The following is a 10,560-nucleotide window of genomic DNA, read 5'->3' as shown; positions in this document are numbered from 1 at the left end:
TCTTATGTCCATTCGATGCCGCGATACCCGGAGGGGACGTGGCGAAACCGGGCTCGGAGTAGCCGCCCCGGCGGTCAGGTGGCACACTGAGTGCAGGTTGAGACTCCAGCCGATCCCGATCCCGCACGCCTTCTCACAGTTCGAGCGTGTCGTCGATACGACCGGAGCCCGGAGTCTGTCGTCGAGGCGGATCGGCCACTCCCTGCTGGGAGGTATGTCATGTCAACGGTGTCCCTCGCACATAGCCATATTGCGAATGAGATGCCCGGCCGCCGCTCGCGCTGCACGCCCAATGGGAACGGACGGCGGACCGCTGGGACCGGATCCACCGATTGCCTCATCATCGCGGTCACGGGCGAACTCGACATGAACGGGTTGCCCGCGTTCCGGACCGCGCTGTCCGTCGCCGTCGATGCCGCGCCGCCCACGGTGATCGTGGATCTGCGGCATACGCGATTTCTGAGCGTGCGCAATGCGGTCGTGCTCCTCGATGCCGTTCAGCGCGCTACTCGGCGTGGTGTCGGCATTCTCGTACCGAACGCGCCGCCCGCCGTCGAACGAGTACTCGACGTGACCGGGGTACGGACCCTGGTCCATCGCGAGCCGGACCCGTCGAGCAGCTGATCGGCGCATCCGGCGCGGGCCTGCTGTGGAGCGTGCACGAGCGAATACCCGATCGATGAGTTCCGGCGGTTTCCCGACCGCTTCGCGGGGTACGCGATGAACGAAAACGGGGACCGATCGCAAAACGGGATTGATTCGATTGGGTGGTGACCGATGAGTGAATCGCCACAGGGTGACGGGATCGGCGACGGCCGAGCGCCGAGCCCGGTATTCACCGACCAGCAGAACAATGGTAAGGCGCACCGGTTCATCGACTCCGCGGCGCTGGAGTCGCCCGCGCCGACCGGTCCGGTGGCGCTGCGGATCCCGGCCGACGCCGGGCAACTGGCGATGCTGCGCGCGCTCGCCGAAACCATTATGCTCACAGCCGATTTCACGATCGACGTGGTGACCGATGTACGGGTCGCACTGGACGAGGTGGCGACGACGTTGATCGCGGCCGCCGTGCCGGCCGCCTCGATCGAGTGCGAATTCCGGTTCGACGAACAGCGGGTCCGGGTGCGCGTGGGCGCGGTGACCGGGAGCGATGCCGGATTGATCGAGCACAGCTTCGGCTGGCATTTCGTGGAAACACTGACCGATTCGATCGCGGTGAGCAGTGCGGAATTCGACGTGGTGCAGTGCGGGTACCCGGTCGTCGTGGAGCTCACCCGGCTCCGTGGGGACACTCTCCCGGGGTAACCGGGGCAGGAATTCGTTCGGTGTCCCAGCGTCACGATTCGATGATCTCGGATGACGAAGGGGGTCAGCCGGGCAGTCCAGCGCGCCGACCGACAACAGTTTCAGCGCGGGGGATGGCGGTGATCGGCACGACGGCCTTCGCCGGCGGCGGACTGCGGGCGTGACACACCCGATCGGTTCGCGGACGTCTTCGCGGAACTGCTCGCCCGGCAACGGATCTGGCGGCGCATCACCCACGCCGTCCCGGCCCGACCACGGGACGCCACGGTCCGGTATCCCCGATCCCGCGCAGACCGGGCTGTGGCACTCGGGTCGCGTGGTTCGCTGCCGCGCGGCCCTTCCTCGGGGCTGGGCGTTGGGGTCAGCTGGATGCGCGGGAGCGGGTGGCGGGCACAGGCGGGGCCGGATGGAGCTCGTAGACCGCGTACGCGGTGCCCAGCACGGGCTGGGCCACATTGCGGACCGGTATCCCACCGGGCGTCTCGCCGTGCTCGGTGCCCGCGTGGGCGTGGCCGTGCAGGGCGAGGTCGGCGCCGGCCGTGTCCATGGCCTCACCGAGCAGGTAGGAACCGAGGAAGGGATAGATCTCGCGGGGCTCGCCGGCGAGGGTGGCCTCGATGGGTGAGTAGTGGGTCAGGGCGATGCGGATATCGGTGTCGAGCGCACTCAGCGCCGTGTGCAGTGCGTTGGCGAGATCAACGGTGTGCGAGGCGAATTCCCGCATCAGGGGTTCGCCGAAGACGCTCGCGCACCGGCCCGCGAAGCCGCCGCCGAAGCCTTTCGTACCGGCGATGCCGAGCACTGTCCCGTCGACGCTGAAAGCGACGCCCGTGCCCTCGAGCACCACGATTCCGGCATCCGCGAGGACGGCGGCGACCTCCTCCGCCGCATCCCCGTGATAATCGTGGTTGCCGAGTACCGCCGCAACCGGGATGCCGAGCCCGGAGAACTCGCGCGCGGCGACCTGGGCCTCGGCCACGGTGCCGCACTTCGTCAGATCCCCGGCGAGGAGCAGGACATCCGCGTGCCGGTGCAGGTCCTCGAGCGCGGGACGGTACAGGCCCTGGGAATCGGTGCCAATGTGTACATCGCCAACGGCCGCTATCCGCATGTGCCACTGTCCTTTCCCGGGTCAGGTCCCGAGCGTTTCGATGGTCCCGGGCGTCCTCGGCGGGGTCACGCGGACCTCGTTGCGGATTCGGGATTCGGGAAGTTGTTCGCGTACAACGAGTTCCACCTGCCGTCGGCGCTCCTCGGTGGCCACCGCGCCGGTCAGCACCACGATGCCGGCCTGGAGCCGCACCTGGACGCCGAGTTCGGAGGTCCGGGGATCCTCGGCCAGCGCTCGATGCACGTGCGCCGTGTCATATTGCGGGAATTCGCTCATGACGGCACTCCGATCACCTCGAGGTCGGCCAGCAGGCCGAGGAATGCGCGGGCGTAGGGCGAGTGCCGGGTCTGTATGCGCACCTCGGTCCAGTCGACCTGCTCACGCAGGTCCCGGGCGATCCGGAGCAGCGGCGCCAGATCCAGCCGGTGCGCGTCGAACACCAGCATCTTGTCGATCATCAGATCGGTGCCGCTGATGACCGGCGCCACCGCGGACCCGACGCGCATGACCTCGGCGCGATCCAACATCTCGTCGGTGACCTCGCGATCGCTGGGGCGGTAGATCAGGTCGATCAGGACGTCCCCGTCGTATGCCTTGGTGAGCCAGTCCTCCGGGGCGTCGGCGACGCGCAAACCGCCCGCGACCAGGGCGCTGCGGGCCCGCGAGACATCGGCGGGCTTGATGAACAGGTCCACATCGTGTTCGGATGCCGGACCGCCGCGGGCGTACGCCGCGCAGCCACCGGCCACCGCGAATCGGATATCGGTCTGCGCGAGCGTGTTCACCGCCCTGGTCAGGGAGTGCAGCAATTTGTCGACGGAGGTCGCCATAGTGGCGCGATACCCACTGCGGCCTCGATCAATCACTGCTCGACCGCCGATTCCTCGGCGGTGCGGTCGGTCGGGCCGAAGCCGTTGCACCGTTCGCCGCAGTCAGCACGCCGATCACCCCCCCGTCGCGCCATACGGGCTCGCACAGTAGCGACCGGCCCCGGACGGCCCGACCATCGATTGCCCTGTCCCCTGGACTCGAAACAATGTGGCCGACAGCCCGTTTCGGCTCGGAACCCTCGGGTAGGTCCCGAATGTCCCTGCAATCAGACAGACGGAGGTACATCCCATGTCCGAGCACGAGAAGAGCGGAGCCCGGGAAGGCGTCGAAGGCGTGGTCGAGGGCGTCAAGGGCGCGGCCAAGGAGGCCGTGGGCAAGGTCTTCGGCAACGAGGGGCTGCGCGAGGAGGGCCGCGCTCAGCAGGACAAGGCCCAAGCCCAACGCGACGCCGCCAAGCGGGAGGCCCAGGCCGAGAAGGACCGTGCCCTGGCCCAGGCCCAGGAAGCGCGTCAGCGGGCGCAGCAGAATCGGTGACGGATCGTGGCCGATCCCAACAGCTTTCTCAGGTAGGCAGGTTGACGGGGTGCCGGTGGCAACCCTCCAGGGTGGCATTCGCCAACTCGGTGACGACATCGCCGACGTCTCGACGAATCCGGAAGGCCCCGAGTTGGCGACGCGCGCCATTGCCGCGGGCGAGAACGGTCCGGAGGGTGCTGGTGACGAAGTCGCGGTCACCCAACTCCTCGAGTGCCGGCCCGACGTGATCGACGAGTTCGGCGAGTAGCGCGCGAACGGGCATGACACTGCCGTTCATAGGGTAGACACCGTTGCCGTCGATGCCGGTACGAGCAGCCTTCCAGTACGCCGCGCGCAGCAATTCATGCCGGACCGGGGGTGCGATGATCCCTTGCTCCAATGAATTTCGCGCGGTCATTACAGTGGCTCGCACCAGGGTGGCGAGCAGGGCGGTCTCCTCGACCGTTGCGGGGACGTCACTGACCCGGATCTCGACGGTCGGATAGTTCAAGGACGGACGGACGTCCCAATACACCATCGTCTCGTCGAGAATGGAGCCGCTCGAGATCATCATGGCGACCAGGGCGTCGTAATCCTCCGTCGACGCGAAATAGGGTGGAGGCCCGGCGCTGGGCCAGCGTTGCCACAGAATGTTTCGCCAACTGGCGAACCCGCTGTCGACGCTGCGGTAGATGGCGGAATTCGCGGTCAGTGCCAGGAACAGCGGCAACCAGGGGCGCACGAAATTGCTGACCTGGAGGGCTGTTTCGCGATCCGGAACCGCGACGTGGACATGGCAGCCGCAGAGCCCCTGCTCGTGGGCGAGCAGGCCGAAATGTTGCTCGATACGCCGGTAGCGGGGTGTGTCGGTGAACGGGAACTGGTGCGGAACGGTCGGCGGAATGGCCACCGCGAGCAGGCGAGCGCCGTTCTGCTCGGCGCAGGATGTCACACCGAGACGTAACGCGCGCAATTCCTGCATCAACTCGGCAGTGCTGGTGTGCACGCGGGTATTGGTCTCCACCTGGCATCGGGTGAGTTCCAGCTTCAGGTCGATCCCGCTCTCGGCGGCGGTCCGTGCCACCTCTGCGTTGTTCGCGGCGGGCGCACCCGTCACAGGGTCCGCAAGCAGGAATTCTTCCTCAACGCCGACGGTCGACAGTGCCGCGTCCATTGCCATGAGGTTACTCGCGGGTCCCGTGTTGCTCGTCCGGAACACCATGGAACGGCCCTGTTGGGCCTGTACTTGGCGGGGTATCCGGTCGTCGAGAGAGCAGGAAATATCGCGACTGCCCGAATCTGGACGACGTGCTGGTCGTGGGTGATCAAATGCTCGACGAAGCAGGGCGGGTGGTCGGAACTGCCGGGTACTACATGGACATGACCGAGACGCTCGCCGAGCACGGCCAGGAGACTCTCGACGACCGGCTGCTGGAGTTGTACGCCGCGCGAGCGGTGGTCGAGTCGCGACCCAGCTGGTCGCGGATCCGCCTTCGATCGCCGATTCGAGTGCCGGGCTGCGGACGAGGTTCGACCATCTGCTGTTGACGCTCCACGAACGTGTTCAGCCACGCCATTCGTCGAAGGCTGGTATCCCCTGACCTGCAAGCGAACTCGAAGAGGTCAGGGGATGTCGGGTGTTGCGCTGAGGTGGGCGATCGCCGGCCGCATGTGTTCGTCTGTCTTTACGAAATGTCCTGCGGCGAACGGTGGATCACCAATAGTGGGAGCGTCCGCCGATCGGGCGGCCGACCATGCCGAGCAGCCAGGCCGCTGCGCCGACGAGCATCAGGATGACGCCGATGGTCGTCAGGATCGAGAGGCCGAAAACAATTCCCACGATCAGAAGAATGAGGCCCAGGATGATCATGATTATTCCTTTGTCGGGCGATTGATACATTCATGCTGTTCCCGGCGGACGGGCGCTCAAACTCGGGTTACCGAAATTTTGCTGAGCGGCGAAATATCTGCTGCCACAGCGCTTGATCCCGGTGGTCGCGGGTAATCGGGTCTAATGAGAGGCGGCCGGAATGAAACCGCTACCGAGCAGCTGGATCGGAACTGGAACAGCCTGATGCAGGAGTTGCGGGTGGTGCAGACGGGTGTGCAGTTGCTGACCGGATTCCTGCTGACGATCCCGTTCCAGAATCGGTTCGGAACGCTGTCCGAGCCATTGCGTGTGCTGTATCTGGTGATCGTCGCCGCTTCGATCGGTGCCACCATCTGCCTGGTGGCGCCGGTCGCTGCGCATCGAATGTTGTTCCGGCGGCATCGGATCGAGAACGTCGTGAATGCCGCTCACCGTTACGCCATCGTGGGGCTGGGACTATTCGGTATCGCACTCACCGGGGTGGCCGTGCTCATTTTCGACACCGTCGGCGGGACCTGGGCGGGGATTGTGGCAGGAATTGTTTTCGGCTCGCTGTTCGCGGCGATATGGGTGGTGCACCCCTGGCATCAGCACCGTGGCAAAAGCGCCTGACCTGGTAATTTGCGGCCAATTGCGAAGAAGGCGTTCAATGGTGCGTGGACTGGGTACCCCTTCTTCATGCAGTTCAGCCGAATATGGGGTGATTCCGATGACGGGTGACAGCTACGACGATATCGAGCCGCTGCTCAAACAACTGACCGTCGCCGTCGAAACCGATGCTCCCGAGCGAAATGCTTTGCGAGAGGAAGCGATAGATCGCTGCCTGCCGCTGGCCGATCACATCGCACGCAAGTTTTCCGGTCGCGGCGAAGCATTCGAAGACCTGCTCCAGGTCGCGCGGCTCGGGCTGATCCAATCCATCGATCGTTTCGATGTGTATCGCGGCTCCCGCTTCCTGTCCTTCGCGGTCCCGACCATCATGGGTGAGGTCCGCCGCTACTTCCGTGACAGCACCTGGGCCGTGCGGGTGCCACGGCGAATCAAGGAGACCCAGATCCGGCTCGGTACCGCCATCGAGACCTTGGCGCAGCGCCTGGGCCGGATGCCGAAGGCCCGCGAACTGGCCGCCGAGCTGGAGGTCGATCCGGAAGAGCTGACCCAGGCGCTGCTGGCGTCCAACGCCTACCAGAGCGCCTCATTGGAAGCGGCCTGCCCGGATGACGGGGAGAACACCCCGCTGGCGATGCTGGACGCGCTGGGGGCCGAAGAGACCGGCTACGAACACGTGGACCAGCTCCTTGCCGTCCGTCCGCTCATCGCCGAGCTGCCGGATCGCGAGCGCCGGGTTCTGGTGATGCGATTCTTCGACTCGATGACCCAGAATCAGATAGCCGCACGCCTCGGCGTCTCGCAGATGCAGGTATCGCGCATTCTGACCAAGACGCTCGGGCAGCTCCGCGACGAATCCCTCGCGAACTGAGATCCCTCAGAAGCCGACCAATCCCGAGGCCAGGTCCGGGAATTGGATCGCCTGCACGGCCGCGTCGTGGACGTCCGGGCAGGTGGCGATGGTGGTCTGGTCGATGACCGCGCGATTGCGCATCACCGCGAAATTCACGCCGTTGTTGCGCAACGCCCAATCCTGAACGGTGGCATTGAATTTCAGCCGTGCCTCGGTGGGGCCGTCGGCGCGCCACTTGTCGACCTCGGATCGGATCATGTCGCAGAGCTGCTTCGCGGCATCCGCGGTGATGGTGGGCCCACCGGACGACTGCCCGGAGGGCTGCGTTCCCGGAACGCCCGGTGCGGTGCTGTTCGCGCAGCCGGCGGCGACGGCGACCGCCGTCGCCGCCGCGCACAGCCACAAACCCGTTCGGGCCGTTCGGGATACGACGTGCTGAGACGTCATGTTGTCGGCTCCCGTCATCGTGTCCGGCCGGCGGCGTCGCGAGCCGCGTCCGCCGCCCGCTCGCCGCGTTCCCGCGCGGCCCGTGCGAGCCGCCCGCCGCGCTCGCGCGCGGTGGTGGCCAGCTGCGCACCCTGCTCCCGTGCTGTTCCGGCGAGCTGTGCCCCGTGCTCCCGTACGGTCTCCGCGAGCGGCCCGCCGTGTTCCCGCGCGCTCTCGGCGAGGTGGCCGCCGTGCTCACGCGCCGCCTCGAGGAGTTGGCCGCCGCGATCGGAGGCGGTCCTGCCCCACTGGGCGCCGACATCACGGGTGGTCTCCGCGAGCTGTCCGCCGCGGTGCTGTGCGGCCTCGGCGAGGCGCTCACCCCGATCACGCACTGCCGCAACGAGTTCGGGACCATGCTCGCGGGCGGACTCGGCGAGGCGTTCGCCCTGCTCCCGGAGCGTCGCGGCCAGTTCTGGTCCGTGTTCCTTCGCGGCATCGGCGAACTGGGCGACGCGATCATGGGCCGGGCCGGTTTCCGAGTGGAGCTTGTCGAGAGCGCGACGGCCGCGCCAGCCGAGCGAGGGCTTGCCCCGCCGATCGGTGGAGGCGATGAGCAGGCCGCCCAGCAGGCTCACATCCTTCAGCAGCGCAGTGCGTTTCGCCGCGCGCCGCTCCGGGTCCTCCGCGGTCCAGTATCCCGGTTCGGACAGCGCCGCGGGGACCACGGTCGCGGCGAGCACCGCGGTGGACAGCCGCGGCAGCTTCCCGAGCGCCAGCAGCACACCGCCGCCGATGCGGACCGCCGCATTGATCCGGACCACGCGCCCCGGATCGTCGGGCAGGTACTTCGCCAGCTGTGGCGGGAGCTTCTGTTCGCCCTTCTGCACCGCGGCGGTCGCGGTCTTGACCCGGGGATCCGGATTGGTGAGAGTGTCGATTCCGTCGACGACGAAGACGGTCGCGAGCATGGGGTGGGCAATTCGCCGCAGCATGGTGGACTCCTTTCCGGAAGACTTGCCTTACGTGGGCTCGACGTTGTCGCTGTTCCCGGAACTCCTCCCTTCCGTGTCGGTCATGCGCGTTGCGCCAGGCGGGGTATCAGGCCGCCGGCCAGGATGTCCTGTACCTGTCGTGGCGAAAGACGATGCCGGACGGTGAAAGTCGTTTCCTTGCTCATGTTGAGCACCTGCAATGTCGTCCTGTGTGCGATCTCGCCCGGATCGTCGATGCGCAGGAAGTCGTCACGGTCAATGCCGTCGTAGTCGGCGGGCTCGACGAATTCGAGTGCCAGGACACCGAAGTTGGCCAGGTTCTGCCAGTGGATGCGGGCGAAGGATTTGGCGATGACCGCTCGCAGCCCGAGGTAGCGAGGGGTGATCGCGGCGTGCTCGCGCGAGGAGCCCTGACCGTAGTTCTCGCCGCCGACGATCAGATGGCCGGATTCTGAAACCCGTTGTGCCCGTTCCGGATAGGTCTCGTCGATCTGGGTGAAGGTGAACATCGCCAGCTTGGGGATGTTGGATCGGAAGGGCAGGGCCCGTGCTCCGGCGGGGGAGATCTCGTCCGTCGAGATATTGTCGCCGACCTTCAGCAGCACCGGCGCCTCGATCCGTTCGGGCAGCGGGGCCAGGGGCGGCAGGCTGGAGATATTGGGCCCTTTCACCGGCCGCACCTGCCGGGCCTGTTCCGGATCCAGTGGGGCGACCAGCATCATGGTGTTGATCGCGGCGCGTGCGGGCAGGTCGAGCTTCGGATAGTCCATGCGCACGGTGCGCGCCCACTCCCGTGGATCGGTGATCACGCCGGTGAGCGCCGACGCCGCGGCGGTTTCCGGCGAGCACAACCAGACCGAGTCCTCCTTGGTACCCGAGCGCCCGGGGAAGTTGCGCGGCATGGTGCGCAGTGAGTTGCGACCCACGGCCGGCGCCTGGCCCATGCCGATGCAGCCCAGGCATCCGGCCTGGTGGATGCGGGCGCCCGCGGCCACCAGGTCGGTGACGGCCCCCATCGCGGTCAGATCGGTGAGGATCTCCCGCGAGGTGGGGTTCACGTCGAAACTGACCTGTGGCACGGTCTGCCGCCCGGCCACCATGGCCGCCACGATCGCGAAATCGCGCAGGCCGGGATTGGCGCTGGAGCCGATCACCGCCTGCGCGATATCGGTGCCCGCGACCTCGCGCACCGGCACCACGTTGCCGGGCGAGGACGGCTTCGCGATGAGGGGCTCGACGGTGGACAGGTCGATCGAGTCCTCGAGGTCGTAACCGGCGTCGGCATCCGCGGCCAGCTCGACCCAATCGTTCTCGCGTCCCTCCTCGCGGAGGAAGGCCTGCACGGCCGCGTCGCTCGGGAATACCGTTGTGGTGGCCCCGAGTTCGGCGCCCATGTTCGCGATCACATGGCGATCCATCGCCGACAGACTCGACAGGCCCGGGCCGTGATACTCGATGATGCGGTTGATCCCGCCGCTCACGCCGTGGCGGCGCAGCATCTCGAGAATGACATCCTTGGCCGAACACCACTGCGGCAGTTCGCCTTCCAGCCGGACACCCCACACCTCGGGCATCCTCAGGTGCAGCGGCCGACCTGAAATCGCCAGCGCCACTTCCAATCCGCCCACCCCGATGGCCAGCATGCCCAGCGCACCGGCCGCCGGAGTGTGCGAATCCGAACCCGCGAGAGTCTTGCCCGGTATACCGAACCGCTGCATGTGCGTCGGGTGCGATACACCGTTGCCCGCTTTGGAGAACCACAGGCCGAAGTGCTGGGCGGCCGTGCGGAGATACTCGTGGTCCTCGGCGTTCTTCTCATCGGTCTGCAGCAGATTGTGGTCGACGTACTGAACGCTGACCTCGGTGCGCGCCCGCTCGAGGTTCAAGGCCTCGAGTTCCTGCATCACCAAGGTGCCGGTGGCGTCCTGGGTCAGCGTCTGGTCGATCCCGATAGCGATCTCCGCGCCCGGCGTCATCGCACCGGACACCAGGTGCGACTCGATCAGTTTTCGAGCCAGATTCGCCGACATGGTCGTGGACGGTT

14 protein-coding genes are annotated in these 10,560 nt (G+C 66.8%); 6 read left to right on the top strand and 8 right to left on the bottom strand.

All coding sequences use genetic code 11. The features are described 5' to 3' along the window. Positions 1 to 219 precede the first annotated feature (219 nt). Both ACFXIV_RS39150 and ACFXIV_RS39145 read left to right on the top strand, forming a co-directional pair. Positions 220 to 624, top strand: coding sequence for an STAS domain-containing protein (locus tag ACFXIV_RS39150; protein WP_379401395.1), 405 nt, complete (start codon positions 220 to 222; stop codon positions 622 to 624). A gap of 153 nt (positions 625 to 777) precedes the next feature. Further along, positions 778 to 1,305, top strand: coding sequence for an ATP-binding protein (locus ACFXIV_RS39145; protein WP_379401396.1), 528 nt, complete (start codon positions 778 to 780; stop codon positions 1,303 to 1,305). Between the two features lie 361 nt (positions 1,306 to 1,666). Here the strand turns inward: ACFXIV_RS39145 and ACFXIV_RS39140 are convergent, their stop codons facing one another. Genes ACFXIV_RS39140 through ACFXIV_RS39130 form a run of 3 tightly spaced genes read right to left on the bottom strand, consistent with a single transcriptional unit; the run spans position 1,667 to position 3,246 of the window. Continuing rightward, positions 1,667 to 2,416, bottom strand: a complete 750-nt coding sequence (locus ACFXIV_RS39140; RefSeq protein ID WP_379401397.1) for a metallophosphoesterase — start codon at positions 2,414 to 2,416, stop codon at positions 1,667 to 1,669. A 21-nt stretch (positions 2,417 to 2,437) separates the two neighbouring features. Then, on the bottom strand, positions 2,438 to 2,692 hold the full coding sequence (locus tag ACFXIV_RS39135) for a BON domain-containing protein (protein WP_379401398.1): 255 nt from the start codon (positions 2,690 to 2,692) through the stop codon (positions 2,438 to 2,440). Further along, on the bottom strand, positions 2,689 to 3,246 hold the full coding sequence (locus ACFXIV_RS39130) for a hypothetical protein (RefSeq protein ID WP_379401399.1): 558 nt from the start codon (positions 3,244 to 3,246) through the stop codon (positions 2,689 to 2,691). The genes ACFXIV_RS39135 and ACFXIV_RS39130 overlap by 4 nt, the downstream gene beginning before the upstream one ends. A 289-nt stretch (positions 3,247 to 3,535) precedes the next feature. Between ACFXIV_RS39130 and ACFXIV_RS39125 the strand changes: the two genes are divergently transcribed. Next, complete coding sequence (locus ACFXIV_RS39125; protein WP_379401400.1) at positions 3,536 to 3,781, top strand: CsbD family protein; 246 nt, start codon at positions 3,536 to 3,538, stop codon at positions 3,779 to 3,781. A 28-nt stretch (positions 3,782 to 3,809) separates the two neighbouring features. On the opposite strand, the gene ACFXIV_RS39120 is transcribed toward ACFXIV_RS39125, so the two are convergent. After that, complete coding sequence (locus tag ACFXIV_RS39120; protein WP_379401401.1) at positions 3,810 to 4,937, bottom strand: glutamate--cysteine ligase; 1,128 nt, start codon at positions 4,935 to 4,937, stop codon at positions 3,810 to 3,812. A gap of 155 nt (positions 4,938 to 5,092) precedes the next feature. On the opposite strand from ACFXIV_RS39120, the gene ACFXIV_RS39115 reads away from it, so the two are divergent. Beyond that, positions 5,093 to 5,311: a hypothetical protein gene (locus ACFXIV_RS39115; RefSeq protein WP_379401402.1), complete on the top strand. Its 219-nt coding sequence runs from the start codon at positions 5,093 to 5,095 to the stop codon at positions 5,309 to 5,311. 166 nt (positions 5,312 to 5,477) lie between these two features. On the opposite strand, the gene ACFXIV_RS39110 is transcribed toward ACFXIV_RS39115, so the two are convergent. Further along, entirely contained in the window at positions 5,478 to 5,633 is a 156-nt protein-coding gene (locus tag ACFXIV_RS39110; protein ID WP_379401404.1) for a hypothetical protein, read from the bottom strand. Between the two features lie 144 nt (positions 5,634 to 5,777). Between ACFXIV_RS39110 and ACFXIV_RS39105 the strand changes: the two genes are divergently transcribed. Both ACFXIV_RS39105 and ACFXIV_RS39100 read left to right on the top strand, forming a co-directional pair. Further along, positions 5,778 to 6,245 carry a DUF6328 family protein gene (locus tag ACFXIV_RS39105; protein ID WP_379385065.1) on the top strand — a complete coding sequence of 156 codons (468 nt, stop codon included), beginning with the start codon at positions 5,778 to 5,780 and terminating at the stop codon, positions 6,243 to 6,245. 97 nt (positions 6,246 to 6,342) lie between these two features. Further along, entirely contained in the window at positions 6,343 to 7,113 is a 771-nt protein-coding gene (locus ACFXIV_RS39100) for an RNA polymerase sigma factor SigF (RefSeq protein WP_379401405.1), read from the top strand. Between the two features lie 6 nt (positions 7,114 to 7,119). Here ACFXIV_RS39100 and ACFXIV_RS39095 read toward each other — a convergent pair whose 3' ends face one another. The 3 genes from ACFXIV_RS39095 to ACFXIV_RS39085 form a co-directional block, all read right to left on the bottom strand. Next, entirely contained in the window at positions 7,120 to 7,542 is a 423-nt protein-coding gene (locus ACFXIV_RS39095) for a hypothetical protein (RefSeq protein WP_379401406.1), read from the bottom strand. Positions 7,543 to 7,556: 14 nt separating this feature from the next. Then, the gene (locus ACFXIV_RS39090; protein WP_379401407.1) at positions 7,557 to 8,516 is read right to left on the bottom strand and encodes a DoxX family membrane protein; all 960 of its coding nucleotides are present in this window, start codon (positions 8,514 to 8,516) and stop codon (positions 7,557 to 7,559) included. A gap of 80 nt (positions 8,517 to 8,596) precedes the next feature. Further along, positions 8,597 to 10,546, bottom strand: coding sequence for an aconitate hydratase (locus ACFXIV_RS39085; protein ID WP_379401408.1), 1,950 nt, complete (start codon positions 10,544 to 10,546; stop codon positions 8,597 to 8,599). Positions 10,547 to 10,560: the final 14 nt, after the last annotated feature.

The organism is Nocardia sp. NPDC059236, assembly GCF_042754085.1.
GTDB lineage: Bacteria > Actinomycetota > Actinomycetes > Mycobacteriales > Mycobacteriaceae > Nocardia.
This window is presented reverse-complemented; position numbering and strand designations above follow the sequence as displayed.